The 18,594-nt window shown below is 70.8% G+C and carries 17 protein-coding genes; 8 read left to right on the top strand and 9 right to left on the bottom strand.

What is annotated here, in order from left to right; translation table 11 throughout:
* Nucleotides 1-323 precede the first annotated feature (323 nt).
* Nucleotides 324-1,946, top strand: a complete 1,623-nt coding sequence (groL, locus tag ACIRJR_RS04930) for a chaperonin GroEL (RefSeq protein WP_033297197.1) — start codon at nucleotides 324-326, stop codon at nucleotides 1,944-1,946.
* Nucleotides 1,947-2,046: 100 nt separating this feature from the next.
* On the opposite strand, the gene ACIRJR_RS04935 is transcribed toward groL, so the two are convergent.
* Nucleotides 2,047-2,478: a hypothetical protein gene (locus ACIRJR_RS04935; RefSeq protein WP_403773934.1), complete on the bottom strand. Its 432-nt coding sequence runs from the start codon at nucleotides 2,476-2,478 to the stop codon at nucleotides 2,047-2,049.
* Nucleotides 2,479-2,643: 165 nt separating this feature from the next.
* On the opposite strand from ACIRJR_RS04935, the gene ACIRJR_RS04940 reads away from it, so the two are divergent.
* The gene (locus tag ACIRJR_RS04940) at nucleotides 2,644-3,153 is read left to right on the top strand and encodes a DinB family protein (protein ID WP_403773937.1); all 510 of its coding nucleotides are present in this window, start codon (nucleotides 2,644-2,646) and stop codon (nucleotides 3,151-3,153) included.
* 69 nt (nucleotides 3,154-3,222) lie between these two features.
* On the opposite strand, the gene ACIRJR_RS04945 is transcribed toward ACIRJR_RS04940, so the two are convergent.
* Nucleotides 3,223-3,669: an anthrone oxygenase family protein gene (locus ACIRJR_RS04945; protein ID WP_403773940.1), complete on the bottom strand. Its 447-nt coding sequence runs from the start codon at nucleotides 3,667-3,669 to the stop codon at nucleotides 3,223-3,225.
* Between the two features lie 92 nt (nucleotides 3,670-3,761).
* On the opposite strand from ACIRJR_RS04945, the gene ACIRJR_RS04950 reads away from it, so the two are divergent.
* The 4 genes from ACIRJR_RS04950 (at nucleotide 3,762) to ACIRJR_RS04965 (ending at nucleotide 12,565) form a co-directional block, all read left to right on the top strand.
* The gene (locus tag ACIRJR_RS04950; protein ID WP_403773943.1) at nucleotides 3,762-4,340 is read left to right on the top strand and encodes a TetR/AcrR family transcriptional regulator; all 579 of its coding nucleotides are present in this window, start codon (nucleotides 3,762-3,764) and stop codon (nucleotides 4,338-4,340) included.
* A gap of 249 nt (nucleotides 4,341-4,589) precedes the next feature.
* Entirely contained in the window at nucleotides 4,590-7,376 is a 2,787-nt protein-coding gene (locus tag ACIRJR_RS04955) for a glycosyl hydrolase (protein WP_403773946.1), read from the top strand.
* A 336-nt stretch (nucleotides 7,377-7,712) separates the two neighbouring features.
* Nucleotides 7,713-10,304 (top strand): glycoside hydrolase family 9 protein, encoded by a 2,592-nt coding sequence (locus ACIRJR_RS04960; RefSeq protein ID WP_403776344.1) that lies wholly within the window; start codon nucleotides 7,713-7,715, stop codon nucleotides 10,302-10,304.
* A gap of 245 nt (nucleotides 10,305-10,549) precedes the next feature.
* Nucleotides 10,550-12,565: a glycosyl hydrolase family 28-related protein gene (locus tag ACIRJR_RS04965; protein WP_403773949.1), complete on the top strand. Its 2,016-nt coding sequence runs from the start codon at nucleotides 10,550-10,552 to the stop codon at nucleotides 12,563-12,565.
* Nucleotides 12,566-12,619: 54 nt separating this feature from the next.
* Here ACIRJR_RS04965 and ACIRJR_RS04970 read toward each other — a convergent pair whose 3' ends face one another.
* The 7 genes from ACIRJR_RS04970 to ACIRJR_RS05000 form a co-directional block, all read right to left on the bottom strand.
* Complete coding sequence (locus tag ACIRJR_RS04970; RefSeq protein ID WP_403773952.1) at nucleotides 12,620-13,054, bottom strand: ATP-binding protein; 435 nt, start codon at nucleotides 13,052-13,054, stop codon at nucleotides 12,620-12,622.
* 266 nt (nucleotides 13,055-13,320) lie between these two features.
* Entirely contained in the window at nucleotides 13,321-14,136 is an 816-nt protein-coding gene (locus tag ACIRJR_RS04975; RefSeq protein WP_403773955.1) for an anti-sigma factor domain-containing protein, read from the bottom strand.
* A complete protein-coding gene (gene sigK, locus ACIRJR_RS04980; protein ID WP_403776347.1) occupies nucleotides 14,133-14,657 on the bottom strand; it encodes an ECF RNA polymerase sigma factor SigK in 525 nt (174 codons plus the stop codon). Before sigK ends, ACIRJR_RS04975 begins: the two co-directional genes overlap by 4 nt.
* 251 nt (nucleotides 14,658-14,908) lie before the next feature.
* Entirely contained in the window at nucleotides 14,909-15,808 is a 900-nt protein-coding gene (locus ACIRJR_RS04985) for a hypothetical protein (protein ID WP_403773958.1), read from the bottom strand.
* Nucleotides 15,809-16,161: 353 nt separating this feature from the next.
* A complete protein-coding gene (locus ACIRJR_RS04990; protein WP_403773961.1) occupies nucleotides 16,162-16,890 on the bottom strand; it encodes a haloacid dehalogenase type II in 729 nt (242 codons plus the stop codon).
* Nucleotides 16,891-16,920: 30 nt separating this feature from the next.
* Complete coding sequence (locus ACIRJR_RS04995; protein WP_403773964.1) at nucleotides 16,921-17,187, bottom strand: DUF397 domain-containing protein; 267 nt, start codon at nucleotides 17,185-17,187, stop codon at nucleotides 16,921-16,923.
* Nucleotides 17,168-18,010 (bottom strand): Scr1 family TA system antitoxin-like transcriptional regulator, encoded by an 843-nt coding sequence (locus tag ACIRJR_RS05000; RefSeq protein ID WP_403773966.1) that lies wholly within the window; start codon nucleotides 18,008-18,010, stop codon nucleotides 17,168-17,170. The genes ACIRJR_RS04995 and ACIRJR_RS05000 overlap by 20 nt, the downstream gene beginning before the upstream one ends.
* A gap of 114 nt (nucleotides 18,011-18,124) precedes the next feature.
* On the opposite strand from ACIRJR_RS05000, the gene ACIRJR_RS05005 reads away from it, so the two are divergent.
* Both ACIRJR_RS05005 and ACIRJR_RS05010 read left to right on the top strand, forming a co-directional pair.
* A complete protein-coding gene (locus ACIRJR_RS05005; protein WP_403773969.1) occupies nucleotides 18,125-18,367 on the top strand; it encodes a hypothetical protein in 243 nt (80 codons plus the stop codon).
* Entirely contained in the window at nucleotides 18,357-18,593 is a 237-nt protein-coding gene (locus ACIRJR_RS05010; RefSeq protein ID WP_403773972.1) for a hypothetical protein, read from the top strand. Before ACIRJR_RS05005 ends, ACIRJR_RS05010 begins: the two co-directional genes overlap by 11 nt.
* Nucleotide 18,594 lies beyond the last annotated feature (1 nt).

The following is an 18,594-nucleotide window of genomic DNA, read 5'->3' on the forward strand; positions in this document are numbered from 1 at the left end:
CGCTCACGCCCGCCCGGTTCGTCCACATCCCGAGCGGGTGCCCGCGCCCACCCGTCGCCCGGCGTTCCCCCAGTTCAAGGCTCTGCCCGAGCGGGGAGGCCCGTCATCCGTCCAGCGTGCCTTCGCCGAAGGCGCTTGCACTCTCTGGGGTCGAGTGCTAATCATTGGCGTTAGCACTCTCCAGGTGAGAGTGACAGAAACTTGGATCGGGCCGGTGAGGCCCGCAGGTGCAGTGGGGCAAGGAACCACTGAGCCGCAGGCCGTCCGTCGCGGGCGCCTCCCGGTCCGGAGAAATCCACCCCTGTCCGGGAGGACCACTTCACATGGCCAAGATCATCGCGTTCGACGAGGAGGCACGGCGCGGTCTCGAGCGCGGGATGAACCAGCTCGCCGACGCCGTCAAGGTCACCCTCGGCCCCAAGGGCCGTAACGTCGTCCTCGAGAAGAAGTGGGGCGCGCCCACGATCACCAACGATGGTGTTTCCATCGCCAAGGAGATCGAGCTCGAGGACCCGTACGAGAAGATCGGTGCGGAGCTGGTCAAGGAGGTCGCCAAGAAGACGGACGACGTCGCCGGCGACGGTACGACCACCGCGACCGTTCTCGCCCAGGCGCTCGTCCGCGAGGGCCTGCGCAACGTCGCCGCGGGTGCCAACCCGATGGCTCTGAAGCGTGGCATCGAGAAGGCCGTCGAGGCCGTCTCCGCCGCTCTGCTGGAGCAGGCGAAGGACGTGGAGACCAAGGAGCAGATCGCTTCGACGGCCTCCATCTCCGCTGCCGACACCGAGATCGGCGCCAAGATCGCCGAGGCGATGGACAAGGTCGGCAAGGAAGGCGTCATCACCGTCGAGGAGTCCCAGACCTTCGGTCTGGAGCTCGAGCTCACCGAGGGTATGCGCTTCGACAAGGGCTACATCTCGGCGTACTTCGCCACCGACATGGAGCGTATGGAGACGTCGTTCGACGACCCGTACATCCTGATCGTCAACTCCAAGATCAGCAACGTGAAGGACCTCCTTCCGCTGCTCGAGAAGGTCATGCAGTCGGGCAAGCCCCTGCTGATCATCGCGGAGGACGTCGAGGGCGAGGCTCTGTCGACCCTGGTCGTCAACAAGATCCGTGGCACCTTCAAGTCCGTCGCCGTCAAGGCTCCGGGCTTCGGTGACCGCCGCAAGGCCATGCTCGGCGACATCGCCATCCTCACCGGTGGCACCGTCATCTCCGAGGAGGTCGGTCTCAAGCTGGAGAACGCCGGCGTCGACCTGCTCGGCACCGCCCGCAAGGTCGTCATCACCAAGGACGAGACGACCATCGTCGACGGTGGCGGCGACAGCGACCAGGTCCAGGGTCGCGTCAAGCAGATCCGTGCCGAGATCGAGAACTCCGACTCGGACTACGACCGCGAGAAGCTCCAGGAGCGTCTCGCGAAGCTGGCCGGCGGCGTGGCCGTCATCAAGGCCGGCGCCGCCACCGAGGTGGAGCTCAAGGAGCGCAAGCACCGCATCGAGGACGCGGTGCGCAACGCCAAGGCCGCCGTCGAGGAGGGCATCGTCGCCGGTGGTGGCGTGGCTCTGCTCCAGGCCTCGGCCGTCTTCGAGAAGCTCGACCTGACCGGTGACGAGGCCACGGGCGCCAACGCCGTGAAGCTCGCGCTGGAGGCCCCGCTCAAGCAGATCGCCGTCAACGGTGGTCTCGAGGGTGGCGTCATCGTCGAGAAGGTGCGCAACCTGCCGATCGGTCACGGCCTCAACGCCGCGACCGGCGAGTACGTCGACATGATCGCCGAGGGCATCATCGACCCGGCGAAGGTCACGCGCTCCGCCCTGCAGAACGCCGCGTCCATCGCCGCGCTCTTCCTCACCACCGAGGCCGTCATCGCCGACAAGCCGGAGAAGGCCTCCGCGGCCGCTCCGGGCGGCATGCCGGGCGGTGACATGGACTTCTGATCCTCGGATCAGCAGCTCCAGGCAGTACCCGCAGTATCCGTGCGACGCCGGCCCCCGGGATTCCTTCCCGGGGGCCGGCGTCGTGTGCGCTGCGGGCGTCTCACCACGCGGGAGCGGTCAGGATGCAGAGCGGGCTCCCTTCGTCGGGGTCGCCGACGTAGGTCCAGAGCTTGAGCGTCCTGCCGTTCTGCAGCGCCTCGTACGAGGTGGTCTCGCCGGCGTCCCGGAACGACGCCGTGATCATGGTGCCGTCCGTCCCGGTCCAGCTGTCCCAGGTGCCTGATCCCGATCTGGGTTCGTCAGTGCCGTCGGTGCTGTCGTAGTCGCTGCAGACGTGGGTGGCGGTGAACGTTCCGTCCCGTTTCAGCTCCAGCGTGCCGCCCTCCTTGTCGGTCCACGTCACGGCCGCCCGGGACAGGGACAGTTCGATCGGCTTGCCGTGGGGGACCGGCGGTGGAGCGAGCCTCCCGCATCCCGCGAGAGCGAGGACGAGCGGGACGCACACCAGCAATGACCAGCGGGAACATGGCACAGGACACCTCGGGACCTCGCGCGGGGCACAGGCGCGAACGGCCCGTGCAGGCAGGAGCGTAGAACAGGGCGCGGAGCCCCGGTGGTCCGGGGGGCGGGGGCGCTCCCACCGCAGCGGGAGTGGATACTCGGCAGTTCTGGCCCCGTCGCGGAGGAGCGTTCCCGTATGACCACCGACCGCCGCACAGGGCCGCCGCTCGCGGGTGACGAGCGGGAGACTCTGCGCGCCTTCCTCGACTACCACCGGGCCACCCTCGCCATGAAGTGCGAGGGGCTCAGCGACGAACAGCTGCGCGGGCAGTCGATGCCCCCCTCGACCCTTTCCCTCCTCGGCCTGGTGCGGCACATGGCGGAGGTGGAACGGGCCTGGTTCCGGCGGGTGTTCGAGGACAACGAGGCGCCGATGGTCTGGTCGGACCGGATCGACTTCCAGGCCGCGTACGACGCGAGTGCCTCGACCCGTGCCGAAGCGTTCGCCGCCTGGGAGGCCGAGGTCGAGAACTCGCGGCGTACGGAGGAGCGGGCCGCGTCCCTCGATGTGACCGGGCTCCAGCCCCGCTGGGGTCAGGAGGTGTCCCTGCGCATGGTCATGGTGCACGTGCTGCTCGAGTACGGCCGCCACAACGGTCACGCCGACTTCCTGCGGGAGGGTGTCGACGGGACCGTGGGCGCCTGATCCGGGCGGCCCGCACAGAAGGGTGCCAGGCGGACTGCCGGGCGGCTCGGCGTCCCGGGGGCTCGGGCGTCAGACGAGGGCGGCGGCCAGCAGGGTGAAGGCGCCGATGAGGAGGGCGACACGGGCGTAGTGCCAGCGCTCCCAGCGGTTCTTCTGCTCCTTCCAGTCCTCGGGCCGGTTCTCGGAGGTCCACGTCTTGCTCCGGTTGTTGATCGGGACGAGCACCAGCACCGACATGGCCACGGTGAGGATCAGCAGTCCGGCGGCGGTGACGACGAGGCCGGTGCCGGCGTGATGGCGTCCCGCGACGGCCCAGGCCGCGGCGAGGGCGACCGAGGCGATGTACCAGACCGGCATGACGGCGCCGAGCATCCGGCCCCCGTGGGCGTGGCCCAGCTGACTGCTCTCCTCGGGGAGTGCGTCGAGGATGCGTTTCATGATGAAGGCGACGGAGAACTCAACCCCCACCATCAGGCCGACGACCACGGTGGTGATGACCTCGAGTGCGCTGAGCATGATGAACCCCTTCACGGATCTAGCGCCGCTAGCTGTTGAGTCGATGCTAGTGCTGCTGCCGCTTGGATGTCTAGCAGTGCTAGAATCTGCCCATGTCAGTACAGGAACGCAAGGAGCGCGAGCGGGCGGCCCGTGAGCGCCTCATCGTGGCGACGGCCCGCGAACTCGCCGAGCGGCAGGGCTGGGACGCGGTCACCACGCGTCGGCTCGCCGAGAGCATCGAGTACAGCCAGCCCGTCCTCTACAGCCACTTCCGCGGCAAGCGCGAGATCGTCGGCGCGGTCGCCCTCGAAGGGGCCGCCGAGTTGGCCCAGGTGGTACGCGCCGCGACCGCCGCCGCGGACGGCCCCCGCGACCGGGTCGCCGCCCTCGCCCACGGCTACCTGGACTTCGCCGCACGCAACCCGGCGGTCTACGAAGCCCTGTTCCAGCTCGACGGCGGCCTGGCGTACGCGCGGGAGGACACTCCGGAACCCCTCAAGGACGCCTTCGCCGCCTTGCTGGAGTGCCTCGGCGAGGTCGCCGGGGACGGCGTCCACCCGGGGCTGTTCACCGAGGTGTTCTGGGCGTCCCTGCACGGGATCGCGACCCTGACCAGGACGGGGCGGCTGCCGCCGGAGGACACCGGGCGGAGGGTGGAACTGCTGGTGGACCGCCTCGCCGCGCTCTGACGCCCTCTCACGACAGGGGCACGGGAGGCCGGCTCCGGGCGGGCCGGCCGCCTCCGCTCCCACCCTCTGCACCCGGAGCGTTCTCCGGGGCCCTTCGTCCCGTCAAGACTCGAATGCATGGCGACCATGCGTGACGCCCAACTACCTTGTGTGTCAGCTCTATTGACCCAGAGTTTCAAAGGTTTTACTTTCTTGGCATCTGAGAGCGCTCTCAAGAGTTCTCCGTCCCCCATGACGAGGTGCTGCCCCATGCAAGCCTCCCTCTCCAGACCCGCGGCGGCGACGATCCTGGCCGTCGCCCTGGCCGCCGTGGGCCTGGGCCCTGCCGCGTCCCCAGCGGCAGCCGCCACCATCCCCGCCGGTTCCGGCAGCTACACCGACAGCAGGCCTGCCGGTACCTCCGGTCCCACCACCAACACCGGAGCCCCCGTCACGCCCAAGCTCACCGCCGCGGCGAGGAGCAGGCCTGTCCCCACCAACGACTGGTGGTCCTCCCTCGCCTACCAGCGTTACGGCGACAACCCGTACTCCACCCCGATGTACGGGCACCCGCTGACCTACCAGGCGACCTCCGGCGGACTGGAGGTCGGCTATCCGACCACGCCCGCGATCGTCGGGGACGGCCGCCAGTACGAGTACGCGCACAAGGCGGACCTCACCGTCGGCCTGAACGGTCTGAACTCCCCGGACACCAAGGCGGACGACTGGTCCGACTGGACTGTCACCCCCTACTGGTCGGACGGCACCCGCACGCTGCGCACGACCATCGGCCACGGCATGCCCTTCGTGTACGCCAAGGGCTCCGGCGGTGACGCCCGCATCACCACGGCCTCCACCCCCACCGTCTTCGCGGACAACGGCAACGTCCTCGGCGTCACGGTCGGCGGCCACCACTACGCCCTCTTCGCCCCGACCGGCAGTGACTGGAACGTCTCCGGCACGGCGATCACCGCCGGTCTCGGAGGCAAGGACTACTTCTCGCTCGCAGTGCTGCCGTCCACGGACGCGCTCGCGACCTACCGGAAGTACGCCTTCAGCTTCGTCACCGGCTCCACGGTGGCCTGGCAGTCCACCGGCGGCACGGTCAAGGCGACCTACACCCTGACCACGGAGGCCAAGGAGGGCACCGAGCGCGGCACGCTCCAGGCGCTGTACCGCCACCAGTGGCTGCACACCACCGACGCGCTCACGCCGTACACCTACGTCTCACCGCGCGGCACCATGAAGGTGCGGGAGTCCGCGTCCTTCACCACCAGCCAGAAGAACCAGGGCGTGCTGCCCGCCCTGCCCGCGTCCGGCGGGGTCGACAAGGCGCGGCTGACCGGTTACCTGAACGAGGTGGCGAACGCCTCGGACCCGTTCTCCGGGGCGGGCGACACCTACTGGACCGGCAAGGCGCTGGGCCGCCTCGCCCAACTGGTGCCCGTCGCCGACCAGATCGGGCAGCCCGGCATCCGGGACAAGCTGCTCGGCCTGATGAAGGGCCGCCTCCAGGAGTGGTTCACGGCGGGCGGCGCGAGCGAGTTCAGCTACGACAAGGACTGGAAGACCCTCACCGGCTACCCGGCCTCGTACGGCAGCGACACCGAGCTCAACGACCACCACTTCCACTACAGCTACTACGTGTACGCGGCGGCGGTCATCGCTCAGTACGACCAGGCGTGGGCCGCCGACTCCGCCTGGGGCACCATGGTCAAGACCCTGGTCCGCGACACCGCGAACCCCAGCCGCACGGACACGGCGTACCCGTTCCTGCGTGGCTTCGACGTGTACGCGGGCCACAGCTGGGCCTCGGGCCACCAGGGCTTCGCGGCGGGCAACAACCAGGAGTCCTCGTCGGAGTCCATCAACCTCAGTGCGGGGCTCGTCCTGTGGGGTGCGGCGACGGGTGACACGGGGCTGCGCGACCTCGGCAGCTACCTGCTGACCACCGAGTCGGAAGCGATCACCCAGTACTGGTTCGACGCCGACCAGCAGGTCTTCCCCGGCTCCTTCGGGCACGACACGGTCGGCATGGTGTGGGGCAGCGGCGGCGCGTACTCCACCTGGTGGACGGCGAACCCGGAGGAGATCCACGGCATCAACGTCCTCCCCGTCACCGGTGGTTCCCTGCACCTGGCCCGGGAGAAGGCCGCCATCAAGCGGAACATCGCCGAGATGCAGCGGGAGAACGGCGGGCCGGCCGTCGAGTGGCGTGACCTCCTGTGGGAGTTCGAGGCACTGGCCGATCCGGCGGCCGCCAAGGCCAAGTGGGACGCGGGCAACGCGGGCTACACCCCGGAGCAGGGTGAGTCCAAGGCGCACACGTACCACTGGATCACCACGCTCGACAGCCTGGGCGCGCCCGACCTGACGGTCAGCGGGAGCATCCCCACGTCCGCGGTCTTCGCCAAGAACGGCGTCCGTACCTACGCCGCCCACAACTACGACTCCACCGCCCGCACCGTCACCTTCTCCGACGGCAAGACCCTTTCCGTTCAGGCCCGTTCCACGGCCACCGGCACGGGTGCCGGCGGAGGTGACCCGGACCCGGATCCCGAGGAGCCCGGTCCGTCCACCGGCAACACCTTCCGGCTGAAGTCCGGCGGCACCCTCACCACCGCCACGGACGGCGCGGCGGGGGCCGACACGCTGGCCTCGGCCGACGGCGTCAACCGGGACGGCACTCCGTACAGGCCGACGGTCTACGAGGTCAGGAAGGTCGACGGGAAACTCGCGGCAGGCGCGTCCACGACCTTCCGCCTGCGGGTCGACGCGGGCACGAAGGTGGGTCTCGCCCCGCAGGTCAGGGTCAGTTACGACCTCACCGGAGACGGCACGTTCGACCGCACGGAGACCTTCCGCTACTTCGCGACGGACCCGGTCGCGGGGTGGGAGGAGTACACCCAGGCCGTGGGCACCAAGGCGGTGACGGGGAGCCTGGGCGACCTGAAGGGCGGAACGGTCCGCCTGGAGGTCTGGAACGCGCTGGGCACCGGCACGTCCCAGGTGCAGACCGGCACGGACGCGGCGGTCGTGAAGATCCCGTTCGCCTAGGACCCGCCGTCCGGATCGGCCCGGATCGGGGGCCGGGGCGCGCGAGCCCGGCCTGATCCGGACGAGGGGCCCGGGGTTCGTCCGTCCGGGCGGGCCGGGATCGCGGAGCCACCGCGATCCCGGCCCGCCCGGTCCGGACGGAAGACCACTCCCGAACCTCTGTCATGACCCTGGTGAAACCTTCGATCCACCCGCACACTGCATGGGAGCGCTCCCATGTCCGGGGAGCGCCCTTCCTCCCGCTTCCGTCGACGAAAGGCCCTCCCGGTGAATGCCTCACCACTCTCCGCACGGCCCACGCGCCTCCGCCCCCGGCACGGGCGGCGCGCGTTCGGGATGTCGGCCGCCGCGTTACTGTGCGCGGCGGCGCTGGCGGTTCCCGGCACGGCTCTGGCCGATGACGCCGCCCCCGGCCCCGAGCAGATCACCAACGGTGACTTCGCCGCCGGCACCGCCCCCTGGTGGTGGACGGCGAACACCTCGGCAGCCGTGTCGGACGGCCGGCTGTGCACCGAGGTGCCCGCGGGCACGGCCAACGCCTGGGACGTCATCGTCGGCCAGAACGACGTCCCGATCACCGCGGGTGAGAGTTACGAGCTGTCCTACACGGCCAGTTCGACCGTGCCCCTGACCGTCCAGACCAGGATCCAGGAGGCGGCCGAGCCGTACACGACGGTGCTCGCCACCGCGGACCCGGTGGGCTCGGAGGCCACGCAGGTGACCCGGACGTTCACGGCCTCGGCGGACCAGCCGGCCGCGTCGGTGCAGCTGCAGATCGGCGGCGGTGAGCGGGCGACGACCTTCTGCCTGGACGACGTGTCGCTGCGGGGCGGGGCCGAACCGCCCGTGTACGTACCGGACACCGGGTCGCCCGTGCGCGTCAATCAGGTCGGGTACCTGCCCCGCGGCCCGAAGAGCGGCACTGTGGTGACCGACGCCGACGCGCCGCTGACCTGGACGGTGAAGGCCGGGGACGGGTCGACGGCGGCCACCGGTGAAACGGATCCGCAGGGCGAGGACCCCAGCTCGCGGCAGAGGGTCCACACCTTCGACTTCACGAGCCTCACCACGGCGGGCGACGGCTACACCGTGGAGGTCGGCGACGAGGTGAGCGAGCCGTTCTCGATCCGCGACGACCTGTACGGCGGACTGCGCTCGGACGCGCTGGCGTACTTCTACCACAACCGCAGCGGTGCCCCGATCGAGGCGGACCTCGTCGGCGAGGAGTACGCGCGCCCCGCCGGTCACCTCGGTGTCGCGCCCAACAAGGGCGACACGGACGTCCCCTGCCAGCCGGGGGTCTGCGACTACCGGCTGGACGTGTCGGGCGGCTGGTACGACGCGGGCGACCACGGCAAGTACGTGGTCAACGGCGGCATCTCGGTGGCCCAGCTGATGTCCACGTACGAGCGCACCCTGACCGCCCCGGACGCCGAGTCGGCGGAGCTCGGCGACGGTGAGCTGCGGGTGCCCGAACGCGACAACGGGGTGCCGGACATCCTGGACGAGGCGCGCTGGGAGATGGACTTCCTGATCAAGATGCAGGTCCCGGCCGGTGAGCCGCTGGCGGGGATGGCGCACCACAAGATGCACGACGCCGCGTGGACCGGACTGCCGATGAAGCCCCATCTCGACCCGCAGCAGCGCGAGTTGCATCCCCCGTCGACCGCCGCCACGCTGAACCTCGCCGCCTCGGCCGCCCAGTGCGCCCGGCTCTACGCCCCCTTCGACGAGGCCTTCTCGGACCGCTGCCTGCGGGCCGCCGAGACCGCCTGGGCCGCGGCGAAGCAGCACCCGGACGTGCTCGCGGACCCGAACGACGGCACCGGCGGCGGCGCCTACAGCGACAACGACGTCTCGGACGAGTTCTACTGGGCCGCCGCGGAGCTGTTCACCACGACGGGCAAGGACACCTACCGCCAGGCGGTGCTCTCCTCCGCCCTCCACGGCGACGTGGACAAGGTCTTCCCGGCGGGCGGCGGCATCTCCTGGGGCTCCACGGCCGGACTCGGCGCGCTCACCCTGGCCACCGTGCCCGGCGGCCTGACCGCGGACCAGCTGAGCGAGGTCCGCTCCGTGGTCACCGGGGGTGCCGACCGCTACGCCGCGCAGTCCCGTGAGCAGGCGTACGGGCTGCCCTACGCGCCGGCCGGCGAGGACTACGTCTGGGGCTCCAACAGCCAGGTCCTCAACAACATGGTGGTCCTGGCCACGGCCCACGACCTGACCGGCGAACCCGCCTATCAGGACGCCGTGCTGCGGGGTGCCGACTACCTGCTGGGCCGCAACCCACTGAACCAGTCGTACGTCACGGGCTACGGCGAGCGGGACTCCGAGAACCAGCACCACCGCTTCTGGGCGCACCAGAACGACGCCTCCCTGCCGCACCCGGCGCCCGGCTCCCTCGCGGGTGGGCCCAACCTCACCGCGATCGCCTCCGGCGACCCGGTGGCGGCCGAGAAGCTGACCGGCTGCGCCCCGGCCATGTGCTACATCGACGACATCGGCTCCTGGTCGACCAACGAGATCACCATCAACTGGAACGCGCCGCTCGCCTTCATCGCCTCCTACCTGGACGACGCGGGCGAGGGCGGGACGGCGGCCCCGGCTCGCACGTGCCGGGTCGCGTACTCCTCGCACCCGTGGAAGAGCGGCTCGACCGTGACGGTCCGCGTCGAGAACACCGGCCCGGAGCCGGTCTCCCCGTGGTCGCTCACCTGGCTGCTCCCGGGTGACCAGCGGCTGAGCCACACCTGGAGCGCGGAGTTCGACCAGGCGGGCCGCACGGTCAGTGCGAAGCCGCTGTCGTGGAACCGGACCCTGGCGCCGGGTGCCGCGGTCGACTTCGGCTTCAACACCGCGGCTGCGGCTCCGGCGCCCGACCCGGGGGCCTTCAAGCTGAACGGCCGTGCCTGCGCGACGGGTTGATCCCGCGCCGGGACGGAGTGACGTCCTGGGAACGCCGCCATGCCGGCGAAGGCGAGCAGCTGCCCGCCTTCGCCGGCATGGCTGTTCCGGCGCACTCCCCGCTCTTCCCGCCTGCCTGGGTGCGCAAAAGAATGACGTTTCCCTGCATCTTTCCATCAGGGAGGAGCAAAGTCCTCGCACACCTCTTGTGGTGGTGATTCCGCGCGCCCTACCGTCGCCTCACCTCCGAGAGAAACGGGCATGCGATGTCACGTCACATCACGGTCGCCGCGCTGACGGCCGCCGTTGTCGGACTGGGGGCGCTGACCGGCGCACCCATGGCCCAGGGCGCGGAGGCGAAGGCGGCCGCGCCGGTGGTGACGCGAGCGGGCCTGGCCCCCGCGCTGGTGGCCGGCCGCGGCGCCGACGTTCCCTTCGTCGAGCAGGAGGCGGAGAACGCCGCGACGAACGGCACGGTCATCGGCCCCGACCGCACGGCCTACACCCTCCCCGCCGAGGCTTCCGGCCGTAAGGCGGTCAGGCTGGTGCCGGGCGAGCACGTCGAGTTCACGCTGCCGGAGGCCGCGAACGCGATCACCGTGCGCTACAGCATCCCGGACGCTCCCGCGGGAGGCGGTACCACCGCCCCGCTCGATGTCGCCGTCAACGGCAAGAAGCGTTCCACGATGACGCTGACCTCGGAGTACTCCTGGCTCTACAACCAGTACCCGTTCACCAACGACCCGGGCGCCGGTCTGCTCCAGCCCGGCTGGTGGATCACCGAGTGCGCGTGCGTCCCCAGCGAGACGACACCCGCTCCCGTGATCTCCAAGCCCTTCCGGCCGAACCACTTCTACGACGAGCAGCGCCTGCTGCTGGGCAAGCGGTACCGAGCGGGTGACACCGTCCGTCTGACGGTCCCGGCGGGCAGCCGTGCCGCCTGGACCGTCATCGACGTACTCGACTCCGAGCTCGTCGGCCTTCCCCGCGTCGAGCTCAGGGCGGCGAACGTGCTGCTGTTCGGGGCCGACCCTTCGGGGCGCAGGGACTCGGCGGGCGCCCTGGACCGGGCGATCGCCCACGCCAAGCGCAAGAACCTGCCGGTGTACGTCCCGCCGGGCACCTACCAGGTCAACCGGCACATCGTCGTCGACGACGTCACGATCAGGGGCGCCGGCAGCTGGTACACGAAGTTCAAGGGCCGCGAGGTCGCGCTCGGCACCCCGGCCGCCGACGGCTCGGTCCACACGGGGGTCGGCTTCTACGGCAAGGACGCGGCCGACGGCGGCAGCAGTGGCGTCCACCTGTCCGGCTTCGCCATCGAGGGCGACGTACGCGAGCGCATCGACACCGACCAGGTGAACGGCATCGGCGGTGCGATGAGCGACTCCTCGATCGAAGGGCTGCACATCCGCCACACCAAGGTCGGCATGTGGTTCGACGGACCGATGTCGAATCTGCGGATCAAGGGCAACGTCATCGTCGACCAGATCGCCGACGCCATCAACTTCCACGGAGGGGTGACAGGTTCGGAAGTCTCGCACACCTTCGTCCGCAACTCCGGTGACGACGGCCTCGCGATGTGGTCGGAGAAGCGGGCCAACTCGGGCAACACCTTCGCACGCAACACCGTGCAGAGCCCGGTTCTCGCCAACGGCATCGCCGTCTACGGCGGCACGGACAACGAGGTGTCCGGCAACCTGGTCGCCGACCCCGTCCGGGAGGGCAGCGCCCTGCACGTCGGCGCACGCTTCGGCGCGGAGGCGTTCCGGGGGCGGCTCGACCTGACCGACAACACGACGGTGCGGGCCGGGACGTACGAGCTGAACTGGAACATCGGCCTCGGGGCCATCTGGTTCTTCGCTCTGGACCGGGACATCGACGCCGACATCCGGGTCACGGGCAACCACTTCCTCGACAACACCTACAACGCGATCATGCTGGTCACCGACTGGCCGGTGAAGGACACGTACGAGATCCGGGGCGTGCACTTCAAGGACATCAGGGTGGACGGCACGGGCACCTCCGTGGTGAGTGCGCGCGCGGAGGGCTCGGCGACCTTCGAGAACGTGGACGCCCGCAACGTCGGGGCCGTGGGGGTCAACAACTGCGGGTCCTTCCACTTCACCCCCGCCGGATCGGAGTTCTCCCTGGTCGACCTCGGTTCCAACGACGGCGGCGGCACGGCGGGCGACTGGCTGGCGCCGTGGCTGCTGCCGAACACGATCACCTGCGACGACCGGCCGCCGGTCGTGGCGCCGCCGGCGCCCGGAGCCTGGTGACCGAGCGCGACGCGCCCCCGTACGGGAGGTCCGTACGGGGGCGCGGCCCGCGCCTCACGCTTCGCTGAACGCCGCGTGTACGCACTTCCCCGCCGACAGCGGCTCCGTGAAGACCCGCGCCCCCAGGTCCTCGGCGATGTGCAGGCCCATGCCTCCGGTTCCGTCGCTCAGGTCCGGAGTCCGCGGTGCGGGCCGGACGCACGAGCAGTCGGTCACGGCGATGTCCAGGGCTTCCGCCGTGGTCGTCAGGGTCAGCGTGCTGGGGCCGGGCGCGTGCCGGACGGCGTTCGTGACCAGTTCGGAGACGATCAGCAGGAAGTCGTCGCAGCGCTCCTCGGTCAGAGAGGGCCATGACCAGTGGAGGAAGCCGACGGCCGCGCGGCGGGCGTGCGAGGGCGCCTGCGGGCCGGACGGCAGGGGGATCGAGAGCGTGCCGGCCGTGATGGGCGAGGGGGCGGGCGGGGGCTTCGGTGCGGTCATCGTGGTCATGGCTGTGTCCCGAGGTGGACGCGGCGTCGCCGGTTGGGGGCGCCGCAGGGAGGGAGCCGGCTGGCGTGACGTCGGGGATACCGGGCCTGCCGGATGCGGTTCCGATGGTGTGAGTGGCTCTACACAAGGGATTCGTAGACACCGGGGGGAAGGTTTGGGTTGATTCGCAAAAAGGCGGAGACCGGCACAGGTCGACCCCCCGGCCGGTGCTCGCGGGAGGGCCCGCCCGTGTCGTCCCCTCCGGGCGGGTGCGCGCCCGGAGGGGGTCAGGCCGTCAGCGGGACCGCGCCGAAGGGGACGGTGGTGGGCTGTGGAGAGCCCCCGGCCGGTTCGACCGACAGGGCGACCGCCGAGGCGTTGTCCAGCGTCCCCTCCAGCAGCGTCACCCGGCGCCCCGGGTCCCCGGTGAGCAGTCCGGCCGGCACGGGCGTCCCGTTCTCCATGAACCACGCGGCGTACGTCCGTCCGGCGGGCAGCGCGGGCAGGCCCGAGACGGCGAGCGTGGCCGAGCCCACGCTCCGGGAGAAGGTGACGGAAGCCGTGGCACCGTCGCTCAGCGCCTGGGTCTGCAGGCGGACGTCGGACGCCGTGAGCACCTTCGTCACGTTCTTCTGCTCCGCCTCCACCCGATGGGCGTACGCCTGCGCCTCGTGCGCCTGGGCCTCCACCTGGGCGGCCTGCGCCTCCGCCCGTTGGGCGTGGTCCTTGGCGTCCGCGGCCTCCTGGCGCTGCCATCCGGCGAGGCCGAGACAGACCAGGGCGACGGCCACCGAGGCGGCGAGCGCGAGGCGCAGGGACCGGGCCGGTCCGCGCCCGCGCACCCTGCGTACCTTCGTGCCCGTACGCGGACGAGGCTCCTGAGGCGTGTCGGCGACCTGGCGCAGGACCCGGTCCCGCAGGGCCTGCGGCGGGTGCTCCGCCGTCATCCGTCCCAGGAGCGCCGTCGTGGCCCTCAGCTCGGCCACCTCCTCCTGGCACTGCTCGCACCCCGCGAGGTGGGCCTCGAAGGCCCGGCGTTCCTCCTCGGGCAGGGCGTGCAGGACGTAGGCGCCCGAGGACTCGTGCGGGTCCGTGGTGATCACCCTTTCGCTCCCAGGCAGCGGCGGAGCCGGAGCAGGCCGTCCCGCAGGCGGGTCTTGACGGTCCCCAGCGGCAGGGACAGGGACTGGGCGATCTCCTTGTAGGTGTGTCCCCCGTAGTAGGCGAGGACGACGGCCTCGCGCTGGATGTCGGTGAGCCCGCGCACGCAGCGGCGCACCTGCTGCCACTCCATGCGGGTCTCCACCCGCTCGGTCACCTCGTCGAAGGGGGTGTCCTCGCTGAGCATGGCCGCCCTGAGCTCGCGGTCCTGGCTCGCCTGAGCGGCGCGCACCCGGTCGACGGCGCGGTGGTGCGCCAGGGTCATGATCCACGTCATCGCGCTGCCACGGTCGGGCCTGTACCGCCCGGACGTGCGCCACACCTCCAGCAGCACGTCCTGCGTGACCTCCTCCGACTGGGCGGAGTCCCGCAGGACCCGGCGTACCAGTCCCATGACGGGGCCCGCGGTCACGTCGTAGATCCCGGCGAAGGCCTCCCGGTCGCCTTCGCCGGCCGAGACCATGAGCTGGTCCAGGTCCGGTTCCCCGGGCCGTTCCCGGACGTCCCCTCCGCGGTTGTCGGCATGCACCCGGGGTCCTCGCTGACGTGTCGGCGTGCGGGCGGCCGCAGGGCGGCACGGCACGGTGCGGCGCACGGGTCATGTGGCCCGGCAGGAGCGGTGGCCACCCACCGAATATAGGCACCGGTCCCTGGGCCGGGCCTCCTGTGCGCACCCGAACAGGCTGTACCGGCGGACGGGGCGTCCGGAGGTGCTCAGCCCGCAGGGGTCGTCCGCCGAGCCCGGGCGGTCCTGTCGGCTCGTGGGACGAGGCCCGCCCTGACCTGCGCGACACGTTCCCGCACCCCATCTGTGGATACGGCGCCGGGCGGGCCCACGGGTACGGGTGAGGCCTCGCCCCGGCAGGTCGCGCACAGTCCGCCCGTCAGCGCTTCGGGGCTGCCCGGCGCACGGCACTCGCCGCATTCGAGGGCGAGCAGCACCGCCCGCCGCTCCGGTGACGGCCGGTGGGGCGGCAGCTTGTCGGTCAGCCGCCTGCGGATGAGCGAGGGCGCGTGGTGGACCGGCACCGGTAGCCCCTGGGTCAGGGCGTGCAGCAGCTCCGCCTCCGTGGCGCCCCGCTCGAACCACTCACCGGCCTGCGGTTCCAGCGCGGCGCACTCCGCCGCCGAGAGGCTCAGCGCCGGTGCCGTGCGGCCCAGAGCCGCCAGCAGGACGAACGCCCGGGAGCGGGTCGGCTGCCGGGGAGCCTCGCGCGGGGCGTCGCCCCGGATGAACGCCGCCCACCAGTCGTCGTCGCGCGCCGTCCGGGAGAAGAACGTCCGCGTCACCCAGAGCATGACCTCGTCGGTGGCCACACACTCGCTGCCCCGGCGCAGATGCCCGGCCGCCTGAAGCCTGTTGAGTGCGGTCCGCAGGGCGCACTGCCCGTACGGGAGGACCTTGGCGAGCGTCTTCACGGAGATGTCGGAGCCGTCGGGGAGCCGGTCGACGTACGACGCGATGGCCGCTTCGCGCGGCGGCAGGTGCGAGAAGTCGCGCTCGCTGCGGGGGCGTTGGTCCGGCGCGGAGCGCTTTCCGTAGCCGGGGTTCGCCATGGGGTGCGTGGCTGCCTGCGGGGCGTAGGGGGCAGCATTAAGCTGAGTGACAGCCATTTAGTTCGCCTGTTTCGATCTGAGTGGTCAGACCCCTGTCCGGTGTTCGCGCACCGACGGGGGTCGTTCTGTGTCAGTCCGCACGCTAGAGCGTCGCCACGATGCGTGGCAAGTCGGTCACCAAAAGTGAACTCTTCGAGGTGAGCGCGGTGCCGAGGAGGGTGGGTGGGTGGGGAAAGGTCCTCCTCCCGTTCCTCTGAAAGAGCGCTCGGACTCCAGGACTTGAGCCCCGGGTCGAGCGGAGACCGTCGCCGTCACGTGCAGCCGCACCGCTCGATGAACCGGTCCTGCTTCACAGGTGCGGCCGGGTGGGGATCCGGCCGAGTCCCAGGGGTGCGGGAGGCGGACTCTTGTTATCGCGCAGGGGGCTGCGACGGTCGGCCGGGCGGATTCCGGACCCCACCGAGCTGTCCGGCCAGGTCGGTCAGGTCGTCGGCATACAGGTCGAACCGGTCCGAGGGTGTGGGCGGATCACCCACAGGGCGGGCGACGTAGGCGGTGCGGAGCCCGATCGCCTGCGCACCGCGCAGGTCCCAGGCGTGGGCGGCCACCATCAGCAGCCGCTCCGGCGGCACACCGGAGGCGGTCACGGCCAGCCGGTAGACCGCCGGGTCGGGCTTGTAGGTCCTGGCCTCCTCGGCCGACAGCACCTGGTGCCAGCGCAGCCCCGCGTGGGCGTTGAGCCCCAGCAGCGCACTCCGGCTCGCGTTGGACAGGCCGATCAGCGGGAAGCGCTCGGCGAGCAGGGCGAGCCCCGCGACGGTGTCGGGCCACGGCGGCAGGCGACGGCCCGCCAGGGCCAGGGCCGCCACGGCAGCGGGGTCCTGGTCACCGGCGGCCTCGGCGACGATCCGGGCGGCCTCCTGGTCCAGGACCTCGCTGGTGGCGTAGGGCCGGCTGCCGTCGAGCACGTGACGTGATGCGCGGTCGATGTGCTCCTGCCACAGCGTCAGGAGTCCCTCGGTCGTGGCCTCGTCGAGTGACGGACCGAGCTCCCGGATTCCGGCGCGGATACCGGTGGGTTCGTCGACGAGCGTTCCCAGCACGTCGAAGACCAGGGCGTCGATCTGTAACTCGGGCATGCGGTGTGGCCTCCTGCGGCGACGGATCGGTTACGAGCGCTTGAGGTCGGCGATGAAGGCCGTCCAGGCACCGGTCCGGAACACGAGCGCCGGGCCGTCGGTGACCTTGGAGTCACGGACGGGGACGACGTCGGGGAGGTTGTCGGCGACTTCGAGGCAGTCGCCTCCGCTGCCGCCGCTGTACGTCGACTTGCGCCAGGTGGCGACCTCCAGGCAGTTGCCGCCGCTCCCGTCGCTGTAGGAGGACTTGTGCCAAGTGGCCGTGGACAGGTCATAGTCAGAGCTGCTGATCATCATGGGTGTAATCCTCCGCCACCGACTCGATCAGGGCTAGGGACACTTCTGGTGACAGGGCGCTGGCCACGACCAGATCGTAGGTCAGTTCGTACCGTTTGACCGTTGCCGGATCGTCCTGCAACTTCCCTGTGCCCAGGCCTTGGAGGTAGGCGAGTGGGGGTGCGTCCGAGAACGACATCAATTTGAGCGGGCCTTCGAGAGCCATGTGCGCCCCAGTGGAGAACGGCAGCACCTGGACGATCACGCGATGGCGACGAGCCAGTGCGGCGATGTGCCGGAGGACCTGGCCCATCACGGTCCTGCCGCCTGTGTGACGACGTAGCGCCGCTTCGTCGAGAACGACCCAAACCAGTGGTGTTGTTGGATCGACCAGCAGCTGCGCACGGGCCAGCCGTGCTGCCACCAACTCGTCGATGGTGTCCTCCGTGGCTGTTGGCTGGTACGCCCGGAACACGGCTCGCGCATAGGCCTCGGTCTGCAAGAGACCCGGAATCAGGAGAGGCGCGTACTCCTTGATGGCGATCGCTTCGCGCTCCGCCTCCGCCGCCTCCGCGAAGTGGTCGGGGTACTTGGACTTCCTCAGGGCCGCGCAGTTCCGTACGAAGAAGCCGTCCGCCGCCAGTACCTCGTCCAGCTTCTGGGCCTGGTCGAGCTGCATGCGCCGCGTTCCCGCCTCCAGTTGCCCGATGAAGGAGCCGCTGACGAACAGCGGGGCCCCCAGGTCCTCCTGCGACAGGCCCGCGGCCTCTCTCCGGTGCCGGAGTTCCGCGCCGAGGAGGGCGCGGGGCGAGGAGGAAGGATCGAGCTTCTTCGGTCCGGGCAAGGCGACTCCCAGTGGACAGGTGCGGGTGTTGGAACTGCGCCTCTTCCACGGTAGCGATGAATTGGCCACGCTGAGTAGGCATAGCCACTACTCAGCGTGGAAATGGGGAAGATCATGATGACGGCTACGGAACGGCGCAATGAGGCAGCGGGCAGAGTGCGGGCTGCGGAGGACGCGGTGGCGCGGCTGCGGGCCGGGTTCGCGGGGGTCGGCGTGAAGCTGCCGTCGCTGCGGGTCGACCTGGCATCGTGCGCGAGGAGCGAGCCCACTCCGCTCGTCGACCTCGGCCGGTGCTCGGTCGAGACGGCGCTGCGGCTGAGCGCGCTGCTCGAAGCGAAGGCCGCTCATGACAGTTGAAGGGCTGGAGCCGTGTACGCCGGAGCCCGGAACGTTCGCGGTGGACGGCCGGGACGGCCGGGTGGGCCGGGTGATGGGCCGCGTCGGCCCGTACGTACAACTACGTCCGCCGGGCGGCGGCGCGGAGTGGGAATGCCCGCCGGAGGCCATCCGGCCCGCCCCGCCGGGGCTGGTGCTCCGGGCGCGGGTTACGGAGATCAACCGGGAGGGGCGGCTGCCGTCATGAG

This window comes from Streptomyces sp. NPDC102402 (assembly GCF_044765765.1).
Classification (GTDB): domain Bacteria; phylum Actinomycetota; class Actinomycetes; order Streptomycetales; family Streptomycetaceae; genus Streptomyces.

Coding starts and splice junctions, on each gene's coding strand:
- ACIRJR_RS04965 (WP_403773949.1), top strand. CDS start 10,550: ATGTCACGTCACATCACGGTCGCCGCGCTGACGGCCGCCGTTGTCGGA.
- ACIRJR_RS04955 (WP_403773946.1), top strand. CDS start 4,590: ATGCAAGCCTCCCTCTCCAGACCCGCGGCGGCGACGATCCTGGCCGTC.
- ACIRJR_RS04940 (WP_403773937.1), top strand. CDS start 2,644: ATGACCACCGACCGCCGCACAGGGCCGCCGCTCGCGGGTGACGAGCGG.
- ACIRJR_RS04995 (WP_403773964.1), bottom strand. CDS start 17,187: ATGATGATCAGCAGCTCTGACTATGACCTGTCCACGGCCACTTGGCAC.
- ACIRJR_RS04945 (WP_403773940.1), bottom strand. CDS start 3,669: ATGCTCAGCGCACTCGAGGTCATCACCACCGTGGTCGTCGGCCTGATG.
- ACIRJR_RS04950 (WP_403773943.1), top strand. CDS start 3,762: ATGTCAGTACAGGAACGCAAGGAGCGCGAGCGGGCGGCCCGTGAGCGC.
- ACIRJR_RS04960 (WP_403776344.1), top strand. CDS start 7,713: ATGTCGGCCGCCGCGTTACTGTGCGCGGCGGCGCTGGCGGTTCCCGGC.
- groL (WP_033297197.1), top strand. CDS start 324: ATGGCCAAGATCATCGCGTTCGACGAGGAGGCACGGCGCGGTCTCGAG.
- ACIRJR_RS04970 (WP_403773952.1), bottom strand. CDS start 13,054: ATGACCACGATGACCGCACCGAAGCCCCCGCCCGCCCCCTCGCCCATC.
- ACIRJR_RS04990 (WP_403773961.1), bottom strand. CDS start 16,890: ATGCCCGAGTTACAGATCGACGCCCTGGTCTTCGACGTGCTGGGAACG.
- ACIRJR_RS05005 (WP_403773969.1), top strand. CDS start 18,125: ATGATGACGGCTACGGAACGGCGCAATGAGGCAGCGGGCAGAGTGCGG.
- ACIRJR_RS04985 (WP_403773958.1), bottom strand. CDS start 15,808: ATGGCTGTCACTCAGCTTAATGCTGCCCCCTACGCCCCGCAGGCAGCC.
- sigK (WP_403776347.1), bottom strand. CDS start 14,657: ATGGTCTCGGCCGGCGAAGGCGACCGGGAGGCCTTCGCCGGGATCTAC.
- ACIRJR_RS05010 (WP_403773972.1), top strand. CDS start 18,357: ATGACAGTTGAAGGGCTGGAGCCGTGTACGCCGGAGCCCGGAACGTTC.